Source organism: Pseudoalteromonas sp. NFXS53 (genome assembly GCF_056629255.1).
In genome coordinates this window covers 1-24,723 of sequence record NZ_JBWVBR010000016.1, presented here as the reverse complement: position 1 = coordinate 24,723, position 24,723 = coordinate 1, and the positions used below count along the sequence as shown (strand labels likewise).

At 42.4% G+C, this 24,723-nt stretch carries 22 protein-coding genes; 7 read left to right on the top strand and 15 right to left on the bottom strand.

From position 1 onward, the window contains the following. Nucleotides 1–18 precede the first annotated feature (18 nt). Complete coding sequence (gene prlC / locus AC1HJP_RS15860; protein WP_480362633.1) at nt 19–2,055, bottom strand: oligopeptidase A; 2,037 nt, start codon at nt 2,053–2,055, stop codon at nt 19–21. 176 nt (nt 2,056–2,231) lie between these two features. On the opposite strand from prlC, the gene gorA reads away from it, so the two are divergent. The 3 genes from gorA (at nt 2,232) to AC1HJP_RS15845 (ending at nt 6,946) form a co-directional block, all read left to right on the top strand. After that, nucleotides 2,232–3,590 (top strand): glutathione-disulfide reductase, encoded by a 1,359-nt coding sequence (gene gorA, locus AC1HJP_RS15855; RefSeq protein WP_480362632.1) that lies wholly within the window; start codon nt 2,232–2,234, stop codon nt 3,588–3,590. A gap of 350 nt (nt 3,591–3,940) precedes the next feature. Next, a complete protein-coding gene (locus AC1HJP_RS15850) occupies nt 3,941–5,131 on the top strand; it encodes a conjugal transfer protein TraF (RefSeq protein WP_480362631.1) in 1,191 nt (396 codons plus the stop codon). A gap of 210 nt (nt 5,132–5,341) precedes the next feature. Next, nucleotides 5,342–6,946, top strand: coding sequence for a DUF342 domain-containing protein (locus AC1HJP_RS15845; protein WP_480362630.1), 1,605 nt, complete (start codon nt 5,342–5,344; stop codon nt 6,944–6,946). 508 nt (nt 6,947–7,454) lie between these two features. Here the strand turns inward: AC1HJP_RS15845 and asnA are convergent. Continuing rightward, a complete protein-coding gene (gene asnA / locus AC1HJP_RS15840; RefSeq protein ID WP_480362629.1) occupies nt 7,455–8,450 on the bottom strand; it encodes an aspartate--ammonia ligase in 996 nt (331 codons plus the stop codon). Nucleotides 8,451–8,807: 357 nt separating this feature from the next. Here asnA and asnC point away from each other — a divergent pair, with 357 nt between their 5' ends. The 3 genes from asnC to recG are packed head-to-tail and all read left to right on the top strand — an operon-like array spanning nt 8,808 to nt 12,127. Continuing rightward, entirely contained in the window at nt 8,808–9,266 is a 459-nt protein-coding gene (gene asnC / locus AC1HJP_RS15835; protein WP_058031017.1) for a transcriptional regulator AsnC, read from the top strand. 51 nt (nt 9,267–9,317) lie between these two features. Continuing rightward, a complete protein-coding gene (gene trmH / locus AC1HJP_RS15830; RefSeq protein ID WP_058031018.1) occupies nt 9,318–10,013 on the top strand; it encodes a tRNA (guanosine(18)-2'-O)-methyltransferase TrmH in 696 nt (231 codons plus the stop codon). A gap of 26 nt (nt 10,014–10,039) precedes the next feature. After that, entirely contained in the window at nt 10,040–12,127 is a 2,088-nt protein-coding gene (gene recG / locus AC1HJP_RS15825) for an ATP-dependent DNA helicase RecG (RefSeq protein WP_480362628.1), read from the top strand. 195 nt (nt 12,128–12,322) lie between these two features. On the opposite strand, the gene AC1HJP_RS15820 is transcribed toward recG, so the two are convergent. The 3 genes from AC1HJP_RS15820 to AC1HJP_RS15810 form a co-directional block, all read right to left on the bottom strand. Next, nucleotides 12,323–12,997: a site-specific integrase gene (locus AC1HJP_RS15820; protein WP_480362627.1), complete on the bottom strand. Its 675-nt coding sequence runs from the start codon at nt 12,995–12,997 to the stop codon at nt 12,323–12,325. A gap of 250 nt (nt 12,998–13,247) precedes the next feature. Then, complete coding sequence (gene recA / locus AC1HJP_RS15815; protein WP_480362626.1) at nt 13,248–14,294, bottom strand: recombinase RecA; 1,047 nt, start codon at nt 14,292–14,294, stop codon at nt 13,248–13,250. 66 nt (nt 14,295–14,360) lie between these two features. After that, on the bottom strand, nt 14,361–14,852 hold the full coding sequence (locus AC1HJP_RS15810) for a CinA family protein (RefSeq protein ID WP_480362706.1): 492 nt from the start codon (nt 14,850–14,852) through the stop codon (nt 14,361–14,363). Between the two features lie 22 nt (nt 14,853–14,874). Here AC1HJP_RS15810 and mutS point away from each other — a divergent pair, with 22 nt between their 5' ends. Further along, entirely contained in the window at nt 14,875–17,478 is a 2,604-nt protein-coding gene (gene mutS, locus AC1HJP_RS15805; RefSeq protein ID WP_480362625.1) for a DNA mismatch repair protein MutS, read from the top strand. Nucleotides 17,479–17,530: 52 nt separating this feature from the next. On the opposite strand, the gene rpoS is transcribed toward mutS, so the two are convergent. The 10 genes from rpoS to AC1HJP_RS15755 form a co-directional block, all read right to left on the bottom strand. Beyond that, nucleotides 17,531–18,514 (bottom strand): RNA polymerase sigma factor RpoS, encoded by a 984-nt coding sequence (gene rpoS, locus AC1HJP_RS15800; RefSeq protein WP_480362624.1) that lies wholly within the window; start codon nt 18,512–18,514, stop codon nt 17,531–17,533. A gap of 58 nt (nt 18,515–18,572) precedes the next feature. Next, complete coding sequence (locus AC1HJP_RS15795; protein WP_138477922.1) at nt 18,573–19,394, bottom strand: peptidoglycan DD-metalloendopeptidase family protein; 822 nt, start codon at nt 19,392–19,394, stop codon at nt 18,573–18,575. Nucleotides 19,395–19,461: 67 nt separating this feature from the next. After that, complete coding sequence (locus AC1HJP_RS15790; protein ID WP_480362623.1) at nt 19,462–20,103, bottom strand: protein-L-isoaspartate(D-aspartate) O-methyltransferase; 642 nt, start codon at nt 20,101–20,103, stop codon at nt 19,462–19,464. Beyond that, the gene (surE, locus tag AC1HJP_RS15785; RefSeq protein WP_480362622.1) at nt 20,104–20,853 is read right to left on the bottom strand and encodes a 5'/3'-nucleotidase SurE; all 750 of its coding nucleotides are present in this window, start codon (nt 20,851–20,853) and stop codon (nt 20,104–20,106) included. Continuing rightward, nucleotides 20,850–21,881 (bottom strand): tRNA pseudouridine(13) synthase TruD, encoded by a 1,032-nt coding sequence (gene truD / locus AC1HJP_RS15780; RefSeq protein WP_480362705.1) that lies wholly within the window; start codon nt 21,879–21,881, stop codon nt 20,850–20,852. Before truD ends, surE begins: the two co-directional genes overlap by 4 nt. Then, entirely contained in the window at nt 21,878–22,354 is a 477-nt protein-coding gene (ispF, locus tag AC1HJP_RS15775; protein ID WP_475162904.1) for a 2-C-methyl-D-erythritol 2,4-cyclodiphosphate synthase, read from the bottom strand. The genes truD and ispF overlap by 4 nt, the downstream gene beginning before the upstream one ends. Beyond that, nucleotides 22,347–23,045, bottom strand: a complete 699-nt coding sequence (ispD, locus tag AC1HJP_RS15770; protein WP_480362621.1) for a 2-C-methyl-D-erythritol 4-phosphate cytidylyltransferase — start codon at nt 23,043–23,045, stop codon at nt 22,347–22,349. The genes ispF and ispD overlap by 8 nt, the downstream gene beginning before the upstream one ends. Nucleotide 23,046: 1 nt before the next feature. Then, complete coding sequence (gene ftsB, locus AC1HJP_RS15765) at nt 23,047–23,322, bottom strand: cell division protein FtsB (RefSeq protein WP_349285383.1); 276 nt, start codon at nt 23,320–23,322, stop codon at nt 23,047–23,049. A 26-nt stretch (nt 23,323–23,348) separates the two neighbouring features. Next, nucleotides 23,349–23,969: a hypothetical protein gene (locus tag AC1HJP_RS15760; protein ID WP_480362620.1), complete on the bottom strand. Its 621-nt coding sequence runs from the start codon at nt 23,967–23,969 to the stop codon at nt 23,349–23,351. Between the two features lie 49 nt (nt 23,970–24,018). Beyond that, complete coding sequence (locus tag AC1HJP_RS15755; protein ID WP_480362619.1) at nt 24,019–24,498, bottom strand: DUF2947 family protein; 480 nt, start codon at nt 24,496–24,498, stop codon at nt 24,019–24,021. Nucleotides 24,499–24,723: the final 225 nt, after the last annotated feature.

The window sequence follows — 24,723 nt, the reverse complement described above, 5'->3', positions numbered from 1 at the left end:
AATTGCATTTTCAAATGTTTAAGCAATACCACTATGACGCAGAAGTGCGTCAACTTGTGGCTCTCTGCCTCTAAAGCGTTTAAATAATTCCATTGGGGCTTCTGAGCCACCTTTTTCTAGAATATTCTGCATAAAGTCTTGTCCAGTTTGTGGGTTAAACACGCCTTCTTCTTCAAAACGAGAAAACGCATCTGCCGATAAAACCTCCGCCCATTTATATGAGTAATATCCCGCGCTATAGCCACCTGCGAAAATATGACTAAAACCATGTTGGAAACGGTTAAACTCAGGTGCTTTAACCACGGCTGTACGCTTACGTACTTCATTTAAAATAGACTGAATTTGACAACCTTCTTCGGCCTTATAATCAGCATGAATATGGAAGTCGAATAAACTAAACTCTAACTGACGAAGCATCTGCATTGCTGATTGGAAGTTTTTAGCAGCCAATAATTTATCAAGTAACTCTTTAGGCAATGGCTCACCGGTTTCAAAGTGACCCGAGATAAAGCTCAGTGCTTCTTCTTCGTAGCACCAGTTTTCTAAGAACTGACTTGGTAGCTCAACGGCATCCCACGCCACACCATTAATACCCGCCACCGCTGAAGCATCGATTTGCGTCAACATATGGTGAATACCATGACCAAACTCGTGGAATAAAGTGGTCACTTCGTTGTGAGTGAATAAAGCAGGCTTGTCGCCGACGGCTTTATTGAAGTTACATACTAAGTACGCAACAGGTGTTTGCAGCTCGCCGTTGGCGCGAATTTTACGACCCATGCAGTCATCCATCCACGCGCCACCACGTTTGTGCTCGCGCGCATATAAATCTAGGTAGAAGTGACCACGAAGTTCATCGTTTTTATCGTGTACAGCAAAGAAGCGAACATCTTCATGATAAGTATCAAAATCAGAAAGCTCAGTAACTTTAATGCCAAATAGTTTATTGACTGTAGTGAACAAGCCTTTTAATACCGTATCTGCAGGGAAGTAAGGACGTAACTGTTCGTCTGAAATGGCATACTTAGCTTGCTTTAACTTCTCACCAAAGTAACCGTAATCCCATGCTTGTAAGTTAGTCATTTGATATTCAGACTCAGCAAATGCTTGTAGCTCTTTTAATTCTTGCTCAGCTTGTGGTTTTGACTTAGCGGCTAAATCATTCAAGAACTCAAAAACTTGCGCCGGACTTTCGGCCATTTTTGTCGCCAATGATTTATCTGCAAAGCTGTCAAAACCAAGCAGTTGTGCCAGTTCATGACGTAACTTTAGCTCTTCTGCCATAATCTCAGAGTTATCAAACTCACCAGCATTTGGCCCTTGATCAGAGGCGCGAGTACAAAATGCGCGGTACATTTCTTCGCGTAACTCGCGGTTATCAGCGTATGTCATAACAGGAAGGTAAGACGGAATATCTAAAGTAAACACCCAGCCTTCAAGCTCTTTACTTTGTGCCGTATGCGCCGCTAACGCAATTGCCGACTCAGGCAAGCCGGCAAGTTCGCTTTCATCTGTGATATGTTTTTGCCATGCTTGCGTGGCATCCATGACATTATTACCAAACTTTGCAGCAAGCTCTGATAAACGCGCTGAAATTTCACCATAACGCTTTTGCTTGTCGCTATCTAACGCGATCCCCGACAAGGTGAAATCACGTAGCGCGTTATTGATTGAGGTCTGCTGGGCAATGCTCAGTGATGCAAATTCTTCTGAGCCTTTTAACGCTTTATAGGCTTCATATAAACCTTGGTGCTGGCCCACATAGGTTGAATATTCTGAAATAAGTGGCAAGCACTCATCATAGGCTTTACGTAAATCGTCAGAGTTAACCACTGAGTGCATGTGTGATACTGGCGACCACATACGAGAAAGCTTGTCATCCGCCTCTTCAAGTGGCACCACCAGCCCTTGCCAAGTGAATGCTTGTTTTGCCAATACTTCGTCAATGGTTTTACGACAATGTTCAATTGCAGCTTTAAGTGCAGGCACTACATGCTCTGGTTGAATTTTCGAAAATGGTGGCAAACCTTCAAGACCAATCAGTGGGTTACTCATAAATACTCTTTCCTTTAATCTTGCTCTATTAATATGTTCTTTTATGACATATTTAACGTATTAGCATTGAAATTGGGGCAAATGCCGCAATTACAAGTTAGACTGAAATATTCTTGATACTTCGCCTTTCTATTACAGAAAGCTTAGAACATAAAACCAATTTTTAAGGAGTTTTTATGGCTCAACATTTTGATTATATTGCCATTGGCGGTGGTAGCGGTGGTATTGCATCGGCTAACCGTGCGGCAATGCGTGGCGCAAAAGTCGCTTTAATTGAAGCTAAACACATGGGCGGCACTTGTGTAAACGTCGGTTGTGTACCAAAAAAAGTGATGTGGCACGGCGCACAAGTCGCTGAAGCAATTAAGCTTTACGCACCAGACTATGGCTTTGATGTTGAACTTAAAAACTTCGATTGGGCAAAATTAGTTGAGAGCCGCGAAGCCTATATTGGCCGAATTCACAAAGGCTACGAAGGCTATTTAGCAAAAAATGGCGTTACCGTGATCAACGGCTTTGCTAAATTCGTTGATAACAAAACCATCGAAGTGAACGGTGAGTACTATACGGCTGATCATATTTCTATCGCGGTTGGTGGCCGTCCTTCGATTCCAAATATTCCTGGTGCTGAGTACGGTATCGACTCAAACGGTTTCTTTGAATTAGACGAGCAACCACGACGTGTGGCAGTAATTGGCGCAGGTTATATTGCTGTTGAACTTGCTGGTGTTTTAAATAGCCTTGGTACTGAAACACATCTTTTTGTTCGTAAACATGCACCACTTCGTAGCTTCGACCCTTTAGTTGTTGAAACACTCACTGAAGTGATGGAAAAAGAAGGCCCTACACTTCATACCAACGCGACACCAAAAGCGCTGACAAAAGAAACTGATGGCTCTGTAACCTTGCATTTAGAAAATGGTGACAGCCATACGGTTGACCAAGTCATTTGGGCGATTGGTCGTGAACCTGTTACTGATTTAATCAATCTACAAGCCACTGATGTTGAAACCACTGAGCGCGGCTTTATTAAAACTGATGAATACCAAAACACCTCTGTACCGGGTATCTATGCACTGGGCGACATTATGGAAGGCGGTATTGAACTGACGCCTGTAGCCGTAAAAGCAGGTCGTATGTTGGCTGAGCGTTTATTTAATCCAGAATTGCCTGATGCCAAAATGGATTATGAACTAGTACCAACAGTGGTATTTAGCCACCCGCCTATCGGCACAATCGGCTTAACCGAGCCACAAGCGATCGCACAGTACGGCGAAGAAAATGTGAAAGTATACACTTCTACGTTTGCTGCTATGTACACCGCTGTGACACAGCACCGCCAGCCTTGTAAAATGAAGCTAGTCTGTGTGGGCGAAGACGAGAAAATCGTTGGTTTACACGGTATTGGTTTTGCGGTTGATGAAATGATCCAAGGTTTTGCTGTGGCAATGAAGATGGGCGCGACAAAAGCAGACTTTGATTCTGTAGTGGCGATACACCCAACGGGTTCTGAAGAATTTGTTACCATGAGATAGGCACTGCCAATTATTCATCCATGAAGCACCGCCCGGCTCGACGTCCTTTGTCTCGCGTTCGAGCCTAAAATAGCTGCACGCTTTCGCTATTTTCGGGCGGCTCTCGCCCGACTGGTTCTGAATAATTCGTTACCATGAGATGGACACTGCCAATTATTCATCCATGAAGCCCCCCGGCTAGACGCCCTTTGTCTCGCATTCGAGCCTGAGCTAACTACTTTCTAGTTATTAAGAAAGTTGATATCAATTAATCTTTCATATTTTTTTAACTGAAAGTTTTTATGCGATGCCGCTGAAGCTGCTAGAATAAGCGTAACTTTTCTGCTCTCAATACAACAAGGTTTTCATAGATGAAAAAACGTATTGCTTTAGCACTTTTAGCAAGTGCAACGTCTGCGGCTGTGTCGGCTGCTGATACTCGCTCTCAAGGTATGGGTAATGTCGGTGTCGCTTCTGCAGACTACCTATCTTCAGTGTTAATAAACCCTGCACTGATCAATCGCCACTCTGATGAGACTGACGATTTCGGCTTAATCTTACCTTCTGCTAACGTATTTGTTCGAGACGAGCAAGAGTTGCGTGACCACATCGATACTTTCCAAGATAGCTTCGACGAGCTTTCAGACTTATTAGAACGAGCTGAATCTGGCGGTAATGTTACCGTTGATCAATTAGATAGAGCTAGAAAGCAACTAGCATCTGATTTAGATAAATTAAACGGTGGTATCAATATTGAAGCAAACCTAGCACTGGCCCTTGCATCACCTAGCCGCATTGGTGGCTTTGCGCTATATGCCAATACAGATATTGATGCAACTGCAAACCTATTCATTTCTGGTGATGATGTAAATGTAATTGCAAATGCCCAAACGCCTGAAGAACTTGAAGAGTTAAACTCTCGCTTACAAGTTGTCGGTGCAGCAATTAGCGAAATTGGTTTTGCCTATGCAAATCAGTTTACTGTTTCTGATAAGCAAGTATATTGGAGCATCACACCTAAGTTCCAACAAGTTGATTCATTTAACTACGTATCAAAAGTAAATGACTTCGACGAAGATGACTTTGATGCAAACGATTACACGAAAACAGAAAATAACTTCAACTTTGATATTGGCTTAGCAACTGAGCTAACTGAAAGAGTCACTGTTGGTTTCGTAGCTAAAAACCTCATCGAAAATGACTACGACTCTGTAACAAGCCAAGGTATCACGCCTTCTTACAAAGTTGGCCCTGAGTATATCGCAGGTATCTCTTACAACGGTGACATCGTTACCCTTGCTGCTGATGTTGATTTAACTGCACCTCAACATTCAAACCTAACTGAAGAAAGCCAATTCGCACGTCTTGGTTTAGAATTAAATGCGTTTGACTGGGTACAAATTCGTGCTGGTTACCGTCACGATTTCAATGGCGATAAAGAAGACAGCTATAGTGTTGGCTTTGGATTAAGCCCATTTGGCGTTGTACGCCTAGACTTAATGGCACAAACATCTGGTGAGAACGACATAGGCGCTGGTTTACAGCTTAGCTTCACGTTGTAATCACTTTGACTATGGGCATGACATCTTTATTGTGCCCATAGTTTTACTTTTCCCCTGCTTCATTTTCCTCCCTGCTTGCTACTTTAGCTATTACCCAAACCTTTGATCTTACACACTTGACTAATGTCTTACTTTTAAGCAATCTGGTGGTAGTTAAAACAAATTTAACTAACCAAAAGTATTAGGTTTTCGCTTTATAAGGTGGATAACGTGTTTAAACTTGCACATAATGGCAAAATTTTAATGGACATCACTCAAGCCGCGCCTCCGAGCGAAGGCTTTATTATTGATGCCTTAAAAAAGTCGCCGTTTGCGCAATGTGAAGTCGATCACGAGAGTATTAAAGCGTATTTTAAAGGCGATCAAACAGAAAAGATTTTAGCGGTCGCCATTAAGCATGACGCCACATTAAAAGTCGATGTCTGTGAAGAGAAAATGCAAGCTATTGGTACAATTACAGTTGCCTTTGGCGGTAAGGCTATTTCACTCGAAGAGGCTAAAAAAGCACTGATTGCCGCTGGCGTTACCCGTGGTTTCAAAAATGTCTACCTTGAGAATTTGCTTAAGAAGCAACATCTAGCACAGCCTGGAGATGAAGTTTCAGAAATGCTTGCACAGGGGAGATTGCCGACCAACGGTGATCCTGCCACGTTAAAACTACATGTTTGTACTTTAAAACAGCGCTTAAAACAACCCAAACTTCGTGATGATGGTAGTGTCGACATGCGGGACTTTGGTGCACTAGCAAGTGTCGAAAAAGGGACATTATTAGCAACACAAATCCCCGCTACAAATGGCACTGATGGCTTTAACGTTTTAGGAGAAACTTTACCGGCCAAACCAGGTGATACTTTTCAGTTAACAGCCGGTGAAGGCACCGAGATCTCAACTAAAAACCCTCTACAACTGATTGCAACACTGTCGGGTTGCCCGAGTGAAATCAATAACGGCTTAAGAGTCGATGATGTTTTTACGATTGATGAAGTCAGTGTCAAAAGTGGCCATATCGAATTTGACGGTAGTGTAGTCGTCAGCAAAAACGTTGCACCAGGTATGAAAATTATCGCTAAAGGTGATGTCACTATTCTTGGCAGCGTAGAGTCAGCCGAAATACAAACAAAGGGAAATATAGAGGTAAAACAAGCTGTTATTGGTCACCTTGATCACCAACATAATGATGAAGAACTGACCTGTAAGCTCATTGCTGGAGGGAATATTGAGATTTCTCATGGCCAATATGCTTACCTTGAAGCAAATAATATTACTGTACATAAACAAAGCAACCACTGTGATTTAAAAGCGTTTGATACTATTACCATTGGCGATGGTGACAAACCAAACGGTAAGTTAATCGGTGGTGAAATTATTGATGCACAGAAAGTCATTGCAGGAGAAATTGGCACATCATCTGGTACTAAAATGAATATATTCTTAGCGCGCAGTGGGATGGCTTTAACTGAAAAAACGGATGAATGTGTAAAAGAGCTGAGTGCCGTTGAAGAGCAGCTAAACGCCCTTCAGCAAGCGGTAGAGAAAGCAGACCATTTAAAAGATGCTGATAAGAAAAAAGAAATCATGCAGAAAATTTTGGCAACTCAGCAACATTATTGTCAACAAGCTGAACAACTAGAAAAGCAGCTCAGCGAGTTAGATCACCACTTACATGACTTACTCGACAATACCCTATTAACGGCAAACAAAACCTTAAACAGTGACGTCGAGATCCATATCTTCGATCGCGTTTATAAAACACAAAGACAATATCCTCCTTGTACAGCCAGGCTCATCGATAATGAAGTAAAGATTGAGTTTTAAATTTTTTGTAATTTGCTTCATAAAATTTGTCACCATAAAAAACGACATACCAAACAACACTTTTTCACTTGTAGATCGCGGCTTTAGTCCGACAACTTTTAAAACATCTCGCCATAAGTACGACCAAATTCACTCAGAATAGACTCTTAAATATATTCAAAGCTCGTAGGCGCTCACTTTATATCACGCACAAAAAAGCGCAGGGTAAACCTGCGTCTAAAGTTCAAACAAAAAATTGACTCTAAACTGTAATAGCTCAACCTTGTCATTCCGAGTTTATTTCAGAATCTATTTTTTAGGTCATAGACCCTGAAACAAGTTCAGGGTGACGATTCTAGCAACTAATCCACAGTCAAAGCCCGTAGGTGCCGACTTTATGTCGCGCATAAAAAAGCGCAGGGTAAACCTGCGCCTACAATTCAGAGTAACTAATTCTCATCACTCGCTAACTTTACCCTCAGAACTCGCTAGCTAAACAAAACCCGACGTAAAGTCGGTGCTACCGAACTTACAACACGCCTTCAACTTGCTGTTCTAGTTCATCGCCCCACACGCCTACCTGAACCTGTGCAATATGCTGTTTTTGTAACATCAACATCACTAAGCGCGACTGCCCAATACCACCGCCTATGGTTTGCGGCATCTCACCCGCCACCAGCTGTTGATGCCAATCTTGCTCTAAACGCGCATCATCTGAAGTGATCGCTAACTGACGCTTTAACGACTCAGGACAAACACGAATACCCATAGAGGAGATTTCAAAAGCATCTTCAAGCACAGGGTTCCAAACTAGGATATCGCCGTTCAAGCCCTGATATTTATCACAAGTTGCTGTAGACCAGTCATCATAGTCAGGTGCACGCACATCATGAATTTCTCCGTCGCCTAATGCACCGCCAATACCGATTAAGAATACCGCACCATATTCTTGAGCAATAGCTTTTTCGCGTTGCTTAGCGGTAAAGTCAGGGTACATTTGGCGTAATTCTTCACTGTGCACAAAAGTAATTTTTTCTGGTAAGAATGGCGTTAAACCAAACTCGCTCGCCACCATTTTCTCAGTTGCTTTAATGGCTGAAAATAATGTCTCAACAGTAGACTTAAGTTTTGTTAGAGAGCGCTCACTGTCAGCACAGATTATTTTCTCCCAATCCCACTGGTCAACAAAGACAGAGTGAATCGGCGATAGTTTATCTTCATCAGGACGCAGCGCTTTCATATGCGTATATAACCCCTCACCGACAGCAAAGCCATGATCGCCTAAAGTTTTGCGTTTCCATTTAGCCAGTGAATGCACCACTTCAAAGCTCGCTTCTGGTAATGTTTTTACCTTCACTGAAACCGCTTTTTCTGTGCCGCTCAAGTTATCTTGAATGCCGTCGCCAACTTTAGCCAAAATAGGCGCTTGAACTTCTAACAAGCCAAGCTGGCTTTCTAGTTGCTCCGAGAAAAAGCGTTTCACGGCACTGATCTGTTTTTGTGTTTCTAGATAACTTGTTTTCATATTTGGTTCCTCATTCCCAATATTCGATGACACAGAGGGGTATACCGCTTCGCAATAACACTCAATCTTTTTGAAGGATCTAAACTGGCGCAAACTGCGTTATAAACTTCTACTTTAGAATCACTAAACAACAAAGTTTATGCCTTGTTATCGCCTAGTTTTTCTCGCCTCAAAAAAGAATTTTTTAGTTAAGCGAATCGGTATACTCAACCCAGCTCGCTCTGTGCTGTTGAATCCATCGTCAACAAATTCGAACATAAAAACAAGATCCAATAACAAAAATACCTTTACGCTATATTTTTCATTAAAAATTTCAGGTAAATTTTAATGATTCATAAATTACGAGCCTTTAAACGCATGGAAAATTATCAGATCGATAATCTCGATAAATCGATTTTGCACGCATTAATGGATAATGCGCGTACACCTTATGCCGAATTAGCAAAACGGTTTGCCGTGAGTTCGGGAACCATTCATGTTCGCGTAGAAAAAATGAAGCAAGCGGGCATCATACTTGGTACGCAAGTCACCATAGATCCAAAGCAACTTGGTTATGACGTTTGCTGCTTTATTGGGGTTAACCTAAAACATGCGGGTGACTACCCGAGCACCATTGAACAGCTAAGAGGCTTTAATGAAGTTGTAGAAGCTTATTACACCACTGGCAACTACAGTATTTTTATTAAAGTCATGGCGCGTTCAATCGATCATCTACAAGATGTACTGATCAATAAAATACAAACCATAGAAGCCATTCAATCAACAGAAACACTGATTTCACTGCAAAACCCAATTTGCCGTGAAGTAATGCCCTAAGCGCGATAACCGCGTATAATCGGCATAATTTTGAGAATTAGAGTAGTAACCGTGGACAATAAACGTTTTCATCGCGTAAAGCAGGTTTTAGACAGACGCCAAACCGACTTAACGGTATGTTTAGATGAAGTGCATAAGCATCATAATTTATCTGCCATTGTGCGCACCGCTGACGCTGTAGGCTGCCACCATGTACATGCTGTATGGCCACAAGATCAGCGTCGCTTAACCAACAACACCTCTGGCGGCAGCAAAAACTGGGTTGAGACACACATGCATGATGATATTGATCAGGCAGTTGCTGCGATCCGCGAACAAAACCCTGGCATTCAACTATTGGCAACCAACCTCAGTGATGAAGCCGTTGATTTCCGCGAAATTGATTATACCAAGCCGACTGCTGTGATCGTGGGTCAAGAACGTTTAGGAATCTCAGACAAAGCACTTGCCCATGCCGATAAGCACATTGTTATTCCAATGGCTGGTATGGTGCAATCACTCAATGTATCGGTGGCTGCTGCACTGATTTTATATGAAGCACAAAGACAGCGTGAAGAAGCAGGCCTTTACGATCGCAACGATATGTTAGATGCTGAGGTTAAACACAAACTCCTGTTTGAAGGCTGCCATCCTATTATTGCGAATCGTTGTGTGGAGAAAGGCTTACCTTACCCTGCACTCGATGATGAAGGTGAAATTGTCGCAGATGAAGCGTTTTGGAACACGCTTAAGTTTAAACAAAAGTAGTCATATAAGAGTCATTAAGGAATAGTATGTCGAGTCCTAATTTAGCCAACTACCCAATCATTGAGCTCAAAGGTGTTGGGCCTAAAGTTGCCGAACGTTTAGCTAAATTAGGCATTGCTTCTGTGCAAGACATGCTATTTCATTTACCACTTCGCTACGAAGACCGCGCACGCACTTATACGATTAATGAGTTAATGCCGCATACTCATGTCAGTATTGAAGCTGAAATTGAGCACAGTGATATTACCTTCGGTAAACGTCGCATGTTGGTTTGCCACGTTAACGATGGGACCGGTAGACTTACGCTGCGCTTCTTTAATTTTAATGCTGCACAAAAGAATGCCATGTCACCCGGCAAGATCATCCGATGTTTCGGTGAGGTAAGACGAGGACGTGCTGGGCTTGAAATGGCACACCCAGAATACAACATTCGCAGTTGCCCAACAGAGCCGCAAGATCCGAACCTCGCAACCCTAACCGCGGTTTACCCTACAACCGAAGGCCTAAAGCAGCTGAGCATTCGTAGTATTGCCAACAAAGCGCTCGATTTACTCGATAAGTATGATTTAGAAGAATATTTACCGCAGCAATATCGCCCTAATCAACTGAGTTTAAAAGACGCTGTATTGCAACTTCATCGACCACCTCAAGATACCGACTTGAGCTTACTCGAATTAGGTGAGCATCCCGCACAGAAACGTTTGGCGTTTGAAGAACTGTTAGCGCAAAACCTCAGTTTATTGCAATTGCGCCAAAAAGGTCAGGCGGTGCAAGCGGTACCCTTACCACCGACGAATAAACTCGAACCCGAATTTTTAGCTCAGCTACCGTTTAGTCCAACCAATGCGCAAAGCCGCGTCGTGGCAGAAATTAAACAAGACTTGCAACAGCCCTACCCCATGATGCGTTTAGTTCAGGGGGATGTGGGCTCTGGTAAAACCCTCGTTGCGGCGCTCAGCGCTTTGACTGTCATTGCAAAGGGTTATCAGGTTGCATTAATGGCCCCAACTGAGATTTTATCTGAACAGCATGGCATTAGTTTTAAAAATTGGTTCAGCAGCTTAGGTATAGAAACCGCTTGGTTAGGTGGCAAAACCAAAGGCAAAGAGCGTACTCAAGTACTCGAAAGTATTGCTTCGGGCAAAGCCCAGATGGTGATCGGCACCCACGCGCTTTTCCAAGAACAAGTCGAATTTCATAATCTGGCATTAATTATTATAGATGAGCAGCATCGTTTTGGTGTACATCAACGTTTAGCGCTCAGAGAAAAGGGCAAATTCAATAACTGCTACCCGCACCAGTTAGTTATGACTGCCACACCTATTCCGCGTACGTTAGCAATGACCGCTTATGCCGATTTAGAAACCTCGGTCATTGATGAACTCCCTCCGGGGCGCACGCCAATCACCACAGTAGCGGTGCCAGATACACGTCGTGAGCAAGTGATACAAAGGGTGAAGAGTGCCTGTATAGAAGATCAGCGCCAAGTTTATTGGGTGTGCACGCTTATCGATGAATCTGAGGTTTTACAGTGCCAAGCTGCTGAAGACACCGCTGCGCAATTAAAAGAATTACTACCAGAATTAAAAATAGCCCTAGTGCATGGTCGAATGAAACCGCAAGAAAAACAAGAGATCATGGCGGCTTTTAAAGCTGGTGAATACCATGTGTTGGTTGCAACAACGGTGATTGAAGTTGGGGTGGACGTCCCCAATGCCAGTTTAATCATTATTGAAAACCCTGAACGCTTAGGATTAGCCCAACTCCACCAGCTAAGAGGCCGTGTTGGCCGTGGTGTCATCGCATCGCATTGCCTGCTACTTTATCATGCGCCACTGTCTGTAACGGCACAAAAGCGCTTAGGTGTACTGAGAGACAGCAATGATGGTTTTGTGATTGCAGAGCGGGATTTAGAGATTCGCGGCCCTGGTGAAGTACTTGGTACTAAACAAACCGGCTTAGCTGAGTTTAAAGTGGCAGACTTAAATCGTGATAAACACTTATTACCGCAAGTTCGCGCACTGGCTTTTACACTGATGCAGCAGCAGCCGGAGACGGTGAAGCCACTGGTAGCCCGCTGGTTAGGTGGTAAGACAGACTTAGCGATGGCCTGATTTCTTATTTATTACTGTCTAGCTTATAAAAAGCGCAGGATAAACCAGCGCCTACAATTAAAGGAAGCACATTAATATCGACTCTCCGATTGAGTTTATGTAGGCACTGACTTTATGTCGCGCAATAAAGAGCAAAATAAGCTCAGCCTAATAGCTCTGTAGATACGGTTAATAAACTTCAAGAACCGACTCATATCAATGCCTTTCTAAAAAGCGCTGCCAATGAACAGACGAATTGATCACCCTTACTGGTGCAATGATCTTTTTTAATAACTGTGGAGACGGTTCTTTTAATAGGTCATTATCTTTTAAGCCTAATAAATAATGAAATGCAGGTTTGTTTAAGTGTTGAATGGCTGAAATACGAATTTGCTGTTCGAAGTTCAAACGCAGGCTACTCACTGACGTTTTGTGGCCTTGCTGATCAATACTTGGAATATCGCACTTTTGTAAATACCCTAATCGCTTACCTTCACCCGAAAACCAAATACGCACTTTTTCGCTGTAGCGTCCTGTTTTTGCTGGCAGGTCAAACAGCAAACGCTGTTCGTTCTGGCTTTTCACAAACTCTAAATACGGTTCTAATCCAGCTTGCCATAATGCGGTATGAATAGGGACTACTCTAGACTGAATTTTCTGGTGTGTTGCAAATTTAAAGCAATGCACGCCCTCTATTTTAATCACATCATCAAGGGTTAAATTACCAATTTCATCGCTGTAAGCACCGGTATAGTATGCAATTAGAGGCAACCAAAAGTGCCAATGCTTTGGCTGTTCACGCTTTTGCTTTTCATCACCGTAAATATAACCATGGAACAAAGTATGTAGTTCCATAGCTGAAAATGCGCGACGACCAAGGTGTACTTTCATAGACTTACGGTAACCTTATTTTTAAATAAGAAACACTATAAGTTTAAAGGGATTATAAAAAAGATAAACCACCAATTTTAAATTTCTTTAATCTGAATAGGTGTTTACCTATGTACTTTTCTTAACTGTTGCATAGCTATGGCATACCCACCAGCAACCTCTCGTAAGAAGAATCAATAAGGTGTAAAAACAAAAAAAGCCTGCTAAGCAGGCTTTGAGATGTTGTTTGATATTCTGAATTTAGTTGCGGTTAAAGCTCTGCGCCTTCCGCTAAACCTTTATCTTCACCGTCTTCAGGTTCGATAGTCGCTTGAAGTAAAAGCATATCTCTTAGCTTACCTTCAATCTCGTTAGCGATCTCAACGTTCTCTTTTAGGAATTTAATTGAGTTAGACTTACCTTGACCAACTTTGCTGCCGTTGTAGCTGTACCATGCACCTGATTTTTCAACCAGTTTGTGCTTCACACCTAGGTCAATTAGCTCACCTTCTTTAGAGATACCTTGACCATACATGATAATAAATTCAGCTTGCTTAAATGGCGGCGCAACTTTGTTCTTAACAACTTTCACTCGGGTTTCGTTACCCACTACTTCATCGCCATCTTTCACTGAGCCAATGCGACGAATATCAATACGTACTGATGAGTAGAACTTAAGTGCATTACCACCCGTCGTTGTTTCTGGGTTACCAAACATCACACCAATCTTCATACGAATTTGGTTAATGAAGATACAAAGCGTATTTGAACGTTTGATATTTGCAGTTAGTTTACGCAAAGCTTGTGACATTAGACGCGCTTGAAGGCCTACGTGTGCATCACCCATATCACCTTCAATTTCAGCTTTAGGTGTTAGTGCTGCTACCGAGTCAACAATCACCACATCTACTGCACCTGAACGAACCAGCATGTCACAGATTTCTAATGCTTGCTCACCCGTGTCAGGCTGAGAAACAAGTAGCTCGTCAACGTTAACACCCAGCTTTTCTGCGTAGACTGGATCTAATGCATGCTCAGCATCAACGAATGCACATGTTTTGCCTTGTTTTTGCGCTTCTGCAATAACTTGAAGAGTAAGCGTAGTTTTACCTGATGATTCAGGACCATAAATCTCGACAATACGACCAGTTGGTAAACCACCTATGCCTAATGCGATATCAATACCTAGTGAGCCTGTAGAAATTGCTTCAATGTCTAACGCTTGGCTATCACCTAGTTTCATGATTGAACCTTTACCAAATTGGCGTTCAATTTGTGATAACGCGGCATCTAGTGCCTTTTGTTTATTGTCGTTCATTTGCTTCTCCAATCTTGCGTAATGCCAGTAAGTATACTGTATGAAATTACAGTATCAAGCATATTTTTATGAATTTAATAGCTCAATTGACTTTTCTAAAGAAAAAACAATAGCTTGCTCTCTAACTTCAGCTCTATTTCCAGTAAAAACACAATGATAGGTATATTGTTTTCCCGCCAAATACAGGCCAAACCATACAGTACCTACCGGTTTTTCATCACTGCCTCCTGTAGGCCCTGCGACTCCCGAAATTGCAATAGCAAGATCTGCATTGGCAGCTTTTGCAGCGCCTGCACACATTTCTAACACGGTTTGCTCACTGACAGCACCGTGCTCCTGTAGAGTACTCTCAGTGACACCTAGCAATGCCTGCTTAGCTTCATTACTGTAGGTGACAAAGCAGCGATCAATATATCGTGAACTGCCCGATGTGTCGGTAAGCGCATAACTCACTCCTCCGCCTGTACATGATTCAGCGGTAGTGATCGTCAGTCGTTTATCAGCTAAAATAGCGCCCAACTTTGACGCTAGAGTACTCACTTGTTGCTGTAGCTCCATCATTATCCTTTTAGGTCATTGCATGTCGATAGATTTATATTCAGAACATACTATAAAACAACAAACTCCCATGATGCAGCAATATCTGCGGATCAAAGCAGATCATCAAGATATTTTACTGTTTTATCGCATGGGTGACTTTTATGAACTGTTCTTTGATGATGCTATTCGTGCCGCTCAACTGCTTGATATTTCACAAACCCATCGCGGTAAAGCTGGCGGTGCCCCTATCCCAATGGCGGGTGTGCCTTATCATGCTGTAGAAAACTATCTTGCTCGCCTAGTGCAGATGGGTGAGTCAGTGGCGATTTGTGAGCAGGTTGGCGATCCTGCAACCAGCAAAGGGCCGGTTGAGCGAAAAGTGGTGCGTATTGTCACACCGGGTACGGTTAGTGATGAAGCTTTGTTACAAGAGCGTCAAGACAACTTACTTGCCAGCGTTTATCAAAATAAACAAGGCCAATACGGCGTCGCTTATCTTGATATCAACTCAGGCCGTTTTAACATTGTTGAATTAAACACCGATGAAGCATTGGTTTCGACGCTACAGCGCCTGCAACCCGCAGAATTACTTTATCCTGAGTCATTCCAGAATCTGTTTTTACTTGAGCAAGTCAAAGGCGGTCGTCGTCGCCCTGATTGGGAATTTGATTTAGATACTGCAAAACATTTGCTTTGCCAGCAGTTTGGTACACAAGATCTAATCGGCTTTGGTGTTGAAAAAGCCCATACAGGCTTAATCGCAGCAGGCTGTGTGATGCAATATGTTAAAGATACACAACGCATTGCTTTGCCACATATTCGCGCCATTACCCTTGAGAAGAACGAACATGCGGTGATCTTAGATGCGGCAACTCGTAAAAACTTAGAGCTGACAGTCAATCTATCTGGCGGGATCGAAAACACCCTAGCGCAAGTATTAGATAAAACCGCGACACCAATGGGCTCACGTTTATTAAAGCGTCGTATTCATACACCAGTTCGTGATCGCAACGAACTAAATGCTCGACTAAATGCCATTGCCAGCTTGATCAATAGCCAAATTTGTATGGAGCTCTATGACAGCTTAAGACATATTGGCGATATTGAGCGCGTGGTCGCTCGTCTTGCGCTATGTAGTGCCCGCCCTCGCGATTTAACGCGTTTACGCGGTGCCTTACAAGCTCTTGCACCGCTGCATGCTTTACTCGATGAGGCAGCCGATCCACGTATAAAGTTGATCTGCGATCAATCGCCTGTATTGCCTAAGCTACAGTCACTCTTAGAGCAAGCGATTATTGATAACCCGCCCGTGCTGATCCGCGATGGCGGCGTAATTGCTACTGGCTATAACGCTGAACTTGATGAGTGGCGAGCACTAAGCCAAGGTGCCACAGATATTCTTGAAAAATTAGAAGTGCGTGAACGTGAGCGCACTGGAATAAGCACACTTAAAATTGGCTACAACAAGGTGCATGGCTTTTACATTGAAATTAGCCGCGCTAACTCACACCTGGTGCCACCTGAATATATTCGTCGCCAAACGCTTAAAAACAACGAGCGTTATATCATTCCTGAACTAAAAGAGCATGAAGACAAAGTATTGGGCAGTCAAAGTAAGGCTCTGGCACTTGAAAAACAATTATACGAGCAGTTATTCGAATACATTGCGCCTTACCTAGAGCAACTACAATTAATGTCTGCAGCACTCGCTGACTTAGATGTATTGAATACGTTAGCTGAGCGTGCCCAGACGCTCGATTACTGCAAACCAGAATTAACGCTAGAAAGTGGCATCGACATCATTGATGGTCGCCACCCAGTTGTTGAGCATGTAAGTCAAGAGCCATTTATTGCCAACCCAGTGAAACTCAATGAGCAACGTAAGATGTTGATCATCACTGGTCCTAACATGGGTGGTAAATCGACCTATATGCGTCAAACAGCGCTTATCACTTTAATGGCACACATTGGCTCTTACGTACCAGCAAGTAAAGCGCGTATAGGCCACATTGACCGTATATTTACACGTATTGGCGCAAGTGATGATCTTGCTTCTGGTCGCTCAACCTTCATGGTTGAAATGACCGAGACCGCCACCATTCTTAACAATGCCACTGAGAACTCTCTAGTGTTAATGGATGAAATCGGCCGTGGTACCAGCACCTACGATGGTTTATCTTTGGCTTATGCAACCGCTGACTACCTAGCGAGTAAGCTCAATGCTAAAACACTCTTTGCAACTCACTACTTTGAGCTAACGGAGCTGGCAGAGCAACAAACAGGGCTTGTAAACGTGCATTTAGATGCGGTAGAACACAACGATACGATTGCCTTTAAACACACGGTCTTAGATGGGGCTGCGAGTAAAAGTTTTGGCCTGCAAGTGGCAGGACTCGCGGGAGTGCCAAAACCCGTTTTAGCCATGGCAAAAGAGAAGTTAAAACGCCTTGAGCAACATGAAAGTGTGATTGATGAACAAAAGCCAACCGCTCAGTCACAAGGTCAATTACCATTAGAGCCTGTTATACAAGAGTCAGAAGTTGAACTACAACTTGCGCACATTGATCCTGATGATCTGACACCTCGCCAGGCACATGAGTTACTCTATAAATTAAAAGGCTTACTCAATTCAGCGACGAATTAGTACCACAAAAAAACCACTTCAATAGAAGTGGTTTTTTATTCTTAAATTAAGCTTATTGTTGCTCGAATAAACTATCAATATTTAAACCTTCATGCTGTAGAATATCTTTTAAGCGTCTCAGAGCTTCAACTTGAATTTGTCTTACACGCTCACGTGTTAAACCAATTTCTCTGCCGACATCTTCTAATGTTGAAGGTTCATACCCCAATAAACCAAAACGTCTTGCTAGCACTTCACGTTGCTTAGGATTAAGCTCACCGAGCCAATCAACAATGTGCTTATTGATATCATTGTTTTGAACTTCGTTTTCAGGGCCAAATCCCTTCTCATCAGCAATGATATCTAGTAGCGCTTTATCATTCTCACCGCCTATTGGCGTATCAACAGAGGTGATTTTTTCGTTTAGTCGAAGCATTTTAGTGACATCTTCAACTGGACGATCTAGACATTCTGCAATTTCTTCTGCAGTTGGCTCATGGTCTAGCTTTTGTGTCAGTTCACGAGCTGTTCTTAGGTATACGTTGAGTTCTTTAACAACATGGATAGGAAGGCGAATCGTACGAGTCTGATTCATAATCGCACGTTCGATGGTTTGTCTTATCCACCACGTTGCATAGGTTGAAAAGCGAAAGCCTCGTTCTGGGTCAAATTTTTCAACCGCTCTGATCAGGCCCAAATTGCCTTCTTCTATTAAATCAAGAAGTGCAAGACCACGATTATTGTAGCGACGAGCAATTTTAACCACTAATCTCAAATTACTTTCGATCATGCGTTTGCGAGAAGCCTCACAGCCTTTAAGTGCTTTACGCGCGAAATAAACTTCTTCTTCGGCACTTAATAGAGGGGAAAAACCAATTTCGCCTAAATACAACTGAGTTGCATCTAAATTCTTAACGGTTTCTTCTTTTGCAAAAACATCATCTTCCGTTTCGACATCTTCCAAAAGTTCCATTTTTTCGTCATCTATCACTGCTTCATCAACTTCAGCTTCTGCAGTGACTAGCTTCTTAGTCTCTTTCTTTGCTGTTTGAGCCATATCATCCTCCCAAGCGAGTGAGTGGTATTAATCCATCATACAGTCAGTAAAAAAGCATTTATGGTAAATACTTCTTAGGATTTACCGCTTGGCCTTTAAAGCGAATCTCAAACCTCAAAGCCGTTTGCGTTGCATCCGTATTTCCCATTTCGGCAATTTTCTGCCCAGCTTTAACTTTTTGCTGCTCCCGAACAAGTAGCCGATCGTTGTGAGCATAGGCACTTAGGTAATCATCACTGTGTTTCAGGATGATTAAATTACCATACCCCCTCAACGCGCTTCCTGCGTATACGACTGTCCCTGCTGCTGCCGCACTTACTGATGTTCCTAATTTGTTTTTGATCTGCAAGCCTTTATAACCTTGCTCTTTGTTAGAAAAGCGCTTGGTTATTTGCCCTTGGGCCGGCCATTGCCAATCAATTTTGCCATTCTTTTTCGATGCTGCTGTGTTTACTTTTTGAGTGGCTTGTTTTTGAACATACTCCCGTTGTTTTGGCTTCGCAAGATCTTTTTTTACCAAGTTGTTATTTTTTTGTTTCTTATCAATAGTCTCTGTTTTAACAACTTTGCGTGGAGTGCTTTTTTTATTGCGCGTTTTAGGTTTAGCTAGTACTAACTTTTGACCTGGAAAAATTGTGTATGGTGGTTTGATATTATTTAGGGCTGCAATCGTACGCACGTCCCTATTGGCGGTAAAAGCAATAGCAAACAGCGTATCGCCTTTTTGCACCGTGTACCGATTGTTTCTGATGATGATTTTTCGTGATGATAATGAATCAGCATAAGTCAAAGAAGTCACGGGGGCAGGTGTGTGCGTTGATGAACATCCTGCAATGAACACAATTAGTAACAAAATAATGAACATGTTCACTGCTTGCATTCACTTACCCAGTAAAGTTGACGATTAACTTATTAAAAATAACAAGATAAGAAGAGGTTAGGCAAGGTCATAACGAAATTTCTCCCGCTATTAACGGGACAAAGCGTACTGGTGCCATTTTATGCTCTATAAATTGCTCGCCTTTTCGTACCACAAGCGTTAATACTTGTTCTTCTTCACCTATGGGAAGCAATAAAGCACCTTCGTCTTCGAGTTGTTCAACTAAGGCTTGCGGTACTGACTTAGCTGCTGCGGTAACAATAATACCAGAGAAAGGGCCTTTCGTTTGCCAACCTTGCCAGCCATCGCCATGTTTCATAGAAACATTGTATAAGTCTAGCTGATGTAAACGTCGCTTTGCTTGCCACTGCAGTGATTTAATTCGCTCAACACTGAACACCTGCTCGAACACTTGTGCTAGCACCGCGCTTTGATAACCAGAGCCTGTACCTATCTCAAGCACCTTACCTTTCACGCCAACTTGTCGCAAAATTTCTGTCATCTTTGCAACAATAAATGGTTGAGAAATCGTTTGCCCATTACCTATGGGCAATGCCGTGTTTTCATAGGCTTTGTGCTTTAACACATCATCGATAAAAAGGTGTCGGGGGGTATCTTTGATTACCTGTAGCACCTTCTTATCTTGTACTCCCGATGCTTTTAATTGCTCAGCTAAAGCTTCTGCACTGCGGGCATAATTGCCTAGCACTTAATTAGCTCCTTCCAGCCAAGAAGACATTGCATCGATGCTCTCATGCGCTGTCATATCAACCTTAAGCGGAGTCACTGCAGCATAACCCTGATTGACAGCATAGAAATCAGTGCCTTCCCCAGCATCACTTTCAGAGCCAAGCGAGCCATACCAAAAAACACTTCGGCCCCAAGGATCAATTTGCTCGGTCATGGTGTCTGCTTTATGACGTGCCCCTAAACGCGTTACCTTAACCCCTTTTAGGTCAGCTAAAGGAATATCAGGCACATTTATATTGATAATTTGATCTTTAGGAAGCGGGTGAGAACTTAATTGTTTGATTATCTTAACAGCTACTTCAGCTGCGGTTTCGTAATGCGCTTCTTTTTTTGAACATAGAGAAACTGCAATTGCAGGTAACCCTAAATGACGCCCTTCTGTTGCCGCAGCGACAGTGCCAGAATAGAGCGTATCATCTCCCAAGTTAGCCCCATTGTTAATGCCTGCCACAACTAAATCTGGCTCTTCATCTAAAAGCTGGTTCACACCAAGATGAACACAATCTGTCGGCGTGCCATTGACTGAGTAAAAGCCATTTTCTAATTGTGTTGCACGCAATGGATTTAACAACGTCAAAGAGTTACTTGCACCACTACAGTTTCTGTCAGGGGCAATAACGGTCACATCGGCAATTTTGCTCAAGGCTTCATACAATACAGAGATCCCTTTTGCATGAACTCCATCGTCGTTACTTAGTAAAATCTTCATCGTTCTTCCTTATTTGCAAATGCGCTTTTATTCACATCAACGTAATTAACAAGCTCTCTAAGCACTGCTGTTGCGAATGTCCCTTTAGGTAGTGCAAAACGTAATTCAATACTGTCTAAAGACAAGGTTTTAACTTCAAGATCGATGGGGATCAATCGTAAAGCGCGACGCTCATTTTTTAATCCTAATTCGGCAAGGCCATGATGCCAAGCACTGAAGGTTTCAAGAAACTCTTTTTCTTGCGCAATTAACCCTTTTTCACCTTTACCGACCAGAGGCGCCGACAAGCAAATGTCTCCAGAGGTTAACCTTGCAATATTCTCGTCGCTAATATCATCTTCAAAAAATGCATTTGAGCCGTCTAGCATAAAAATTTCTCTATGCCAGGTTTTCGCTAAGCCGTGCTCTTCTACTCGCATACTCACCAGCTGATTGAATATGTGCGAGCGCGCTGCAGAAATAACAATACTACGTAATTTTCTATCTCGAATATGTTCGCCTGCAAACATGCGCTCAGCCATAGTAAGATTGTGACCATCATGGCCAAAGCGTTGTTCACCAAAGTAGTTTGGTACGCCCTGACGCACTGCATTAATACGTGACAAAATATCTAATGGCTTATCAATGTTTCTTAGTGTGATCGTAAAGCGATTACCTGAGTGACAGCCTGTTCTTAGTTTTCGATTATGGCGCTTTTGCTGAGCAACAAAAATAAAGTCATCGTTTAGTTCGGTAAAATCAACGTCTTTCTTGATAGGAACAGGGACACTAAACCACTGACTGCAAACACCGTGGCGATCTTTCAGTCCCGCATAGCTGACATTTTTTACATGTGTCCCCGCTTGTTTTGCGATTTTTTTAGCGACATCTAAGGTGTTTATCTGCTTTTTAATAATATGCAAACAGACATGTTCACCTTCGCCGGTCAGTTCGATATCAAGTATTTCATCAACAATGAAGTCTTCTGGCTGACTTTTAAAATCACCCAACGCTTCAGGCTTGCCATACAGGTAGTGCAATTTCATTATGCTTTAACCAACAAAACAACTGCATGGGCTGAAATGCCTTCTTTGCGACCTTCGAAGCCCAGTTTTTCTGTCGTTGTAGCTTTCACATTTACCTCAGTCAGTTCTGCCTGGCAATCAGCAGCAAGGTTGGCACGCATGTTATCAATATGCGGTCTCATTTTTGGTGCTTGCGCAACAATAGTGACATCGCAGTTACCGAGCTTATAGCCTAGTGCTGTAACCTGTTCCATTACTTGTCTTAGCAAAATTCGGCTGTCGATATTTTCAAACTCAGCAGACGTATCTGGGAAGTGTTTACCAATGTCGCCAAGTGCCATTGCACCCAGCAAAGCATCACATAAAGCATGAATAGCAACATCACCATCAGAGTGCGCAATAAAGCCTTGCTCAAAAGGAATTTTCTCACCGCAGATCGTTAACGGGCCTTCACCACCGAATTTATGCACATCAAAACCGTGACCAATTCTAATCATTTTCTTCTTCCTGCTCTTTTAATAAAAACGCGGCTAAGCGTAAATCTTCTGGCGTGGTAATTTTAATATTATCACTTCGGCTTTCAACGAGTAACACAGGCTTACCTTGCAGCTCCATGGCTGAAGCTTCATCCGTAATAAGTTTTGATTCAGATAAACAAGTCTTCAGAGCATCTTTTAGCGCCTGATAGGGAAATAACTGAGGTGTAAGTGCCTGCCATAATTCGGCACGAGGTACGGTCTCTTCACTATATTGTTGACCACGTTTAATGGTATCTTTGACCTTAGCTGCAAGTATACCGCCTTCTTGCTTTTCAAAGCAGCTAGCAATCAACTTTTGTATATCTTCGATTTGCACTATTGGTCTTGCAGCATCATGTACTAAAACCCAATCTGGATTCAGTGTCTCAAGTGCATTTAGCGCGTTTAAAACAGAGTCTGCTCGCTCTTTACCACCTTCAGTAGTTTGCACTTTGTCCGTACTAAATTGTTGAGTATTAAATAGAATATCTTCAGGATTAATCGCTAACATGATGGTGCTAAGTTCACTCATAGAGCTGAGCTTATCCACTGTGTGCTCTAAAATAGACTTATTATTTATTTTTAAATACTGCTTTGGGATCTCAGCTTGCATACGGCTGCCAACACCTGCAGCTGGAACAACAGCAGCAATAATAGGAGAATTATTCATGTTATTTATTCGGTAAAACTCTAATGAAGGTTTCATTTGGCTTGATCATACCAAGCTCATGTCTTGCTCTTTCTTCAACGCCTTCTAAACCAAGTTTAAGATCGTCAATATCTGCTTTTAATAGCTTATTTCGTTTAATTAATTTCTCATTAGCTATCTCATGCGTGTCTACAACGCTTTTCAAGCGCGTATAATCTTGCATACCATTATGGCCAAACCAAAATTTATATTGAAGAAATAGCGCAAGGCTAAGAAGTAGAAACTGAAATATACGCAAAACTGCACTTCCCAATAACAAATTAATCAAACATTACGTTTTATAGAACGAACATTTTTCCAATTGATCATACTGGCTAATAGCATCTCGCGCAAACTAAGCCTTCTGGGTGGCACTGCTTTATTAAATTGCCATTGATGACCACAGCACGCTGCTGTCATGACCTGTTTGCTTGGTTTTAGCACTTGTAGATTAGGGTTGGATTGAGAGACTCCTGAAAAGAAAAACCACCCACTTAAGTTGCTGTGAAAACTATTTTTATCAACTTGATCAATACTGTCTAAAGTCAAAGACTGATAACCCGTATGCTCTTTTAGCACAGGAATTACTAATCCTGTTTTAGCATGTTTTTTATAAAATGAAGCGTTTTGCTCGAGATCTAGAGAGGGCAGCTTCTTCTGGGGTGCAAGCCAACCACCATTTTGCGAATCTAACTCTAGCGGAATATCACCTTGCACTATATGCCGTGCAGCGCGTTCAACATAGAAGGGTAAACTGGCTAATGATTTACGTAGTTTCTGGTCATTATGAACAGCTGCAAGCGCTGGAATTTCTCTGGCGTAGAAAACATTAACCAGCTCAGCAAACATTAACCGCTCTTTTTCATCGTTCCATAGCTGAGCTTGTTGCACACTCTGCACTGCCATCCCCTTCTTTGGTTACTGCAGTTTTTATAGCATGTGCAACGTATTACTGCTAGCCCTTAGGTTTATTACCCAGTTTAACATCACCATTTTCTAAAAACTGTGCAACTGTATCGCGCTTTTTACCAAGTAATAAACAGCCATCAGCAAGGAACATAAAGTTTTGCCAACAACGTTTGAAAACATCAAACTGGGTTTCAATCACGCAGTCTCTGCTTAAACAAAAATATACCGTTGTATTGTTTTCCCACTTTAGAAATTCATTTATGGCCTCTGGTAGCTCTTCTAAACCTGCCTCCCAGTCTTTTTCCCAGTTCAAATTCTCTTGCCATGAACTTGCTTGCCCAGCCCATTCATTTTCAGTGAAGAAGTCTGGATGATCTTTTTCACGACTAACCATGGTAGACCAAAGTACTGCTGAACGTGTCGGAGACATTAGTTTAATCTTTTCAAGATCAGTCGGGGCAATTTCCAAGTCTTGATGCCTAAACACCCAAGCCTTTTTGAATTCATTAAGGGGAATATAGTTCATTGTGACCTTTTAATTTTGCTCGCGGTTTGTGAGGTGGGATTATCACTATGTTTATATGAAAAGTGAATGATAATTTGATATTAAATTTTTTAAGCTAAAAACGAAAAAACCCCAACTCTTTCGAGTTGGGGTTAAAATTTGGTGCCTAGCGATGTTCTACTTTCACATGGGAAGCCCACACTATCATCGACGCTGTTTCGTTTCACTTCTGAGTTCGGCATGGGG

What these genes read in the sequence shown, in the direction of transcription:
- prlC (WP_480362633.1), bottom strand. Translation starts at nt 2,055, where the DNA reads ATGAGTAACCCACTGATTGGTCTTGAAGGTTTGCCACCATTTTCGAAA.
- gorA (WP_480362632.1), top strand. Translation starts at nt 2,232, where the DNA reads ATGGCTCAACATTTTGATTATATTGCCATTGGCGGTGGTAGCGGTGGT.
- AC1HJP_RS15850 (WP_480362631.1), top strand. Translation starts at nt 3,941, where the DNA reads ATGAAAAAACGTATTGCTTTAGCACTTTTAGCAAGTGCAACGTCTGCG.
- asnA (WP_480362629.1), bottom strand. Translation starts at nt 8,450, where the DNA reads ATGAAAACAAGTTATCTAGAAACACAAAAACAGATCAGTGCCGTGAAA.
- asnC (WP_058031017.1), top strand. Translation starts at nt 8,808, where the DNA reads ATGGAAAATTATCAGATCGATAATCTCGATAAATCGATTTTGCACGCA.
- recG (WP_480362628.1), top strand. Translation starts at nt 10,040, where the DNA reads ATGTCGAGTCCTAATTTAGCCAACTACCCAATCATTGAGCTCAAAGGT.
- AC1HJP_RS15820 (WP_480362627.1), bottom strand. Translation starts at nt 12,997, where the DNA reads ATGAAAGTACACCTTGGTCGTCGCGCATTTTCAGCTATGGAACTACAT.
- recA (WP_480362626.1), bottom strand. Translation starts at nt 14,294, where the DNA reads ATGAACGACAATAAACAAAAGGCACTAGATGCCGCGTTATCACAAATT.
- AC1HJP_RS15810 (WP_480362706.1), bottom strand. Translation starts at nt 14,852, where the DNA reads ATGGAGCTACAGCAACAAGTGAGTACTCTAGCGTCAAAGTTGGGCGCT.
- mutS (WP_480362625.1), top strand. Translation starts at nt 14,875, where the DNA reads ATGTCGATAGATTTATATTCAGAACATACTATAAAACAACAAACTCCC.
- rpoS (WP_480362624.1), bottom strand. Translation starts at nt 18,514, where the DNA reads ATGGCTCAAACAGCAAAGAAAGAGACTAAGAAGCTAGTCACTGCAGAA.
- AC1HJP_RS15795 (WP_138477922.1), bottom strand. Translation starts at nt 19,394, where the DNA reads ATGCAAGCAGTGAACATGTTCATTATTTTGTTACTAATTGTGTTCATT.
- surE (WP_480362622.1), bottom strand. Translation starts at nt 20,853, where the DNA reads ATGAAGATTTTACTAAGTAACGACGATGGAGTTCATGCAAAAGGGATC.
- ispF (WP_475162904.1), bottom strand. Translation starts at nt 22,354, where the DNA reads ATGATTAGAATTGGTCACGGTTTTGATGTGCATAAATTCGGTGGTGAA.
- ispD (WP_480362621.1), bottom strand. Translation starts at nt 23,045, where the DNA reads ATGAATAATTCTCCTATTATTGCTGCTGTTGTTCCAGCTGCAGGTGTT.
- AC1HJP_RS15760 (WP_480362620.1), bottom strand. Translation starts at nt 23,969, where the DNA reads ATGGCAGTGCAGAGTGTGCAACAAGCTCAGCTATGGAACGATGAAAAA.
- AC1HJP_RS15755 (WP_480362619.1), bottom strand. Translation starts at nt 24,498, where the DNA reads ATGAACTATATTCCCCTTAATGAATTCAAAAAGGCTTGGGTGTTTAGG.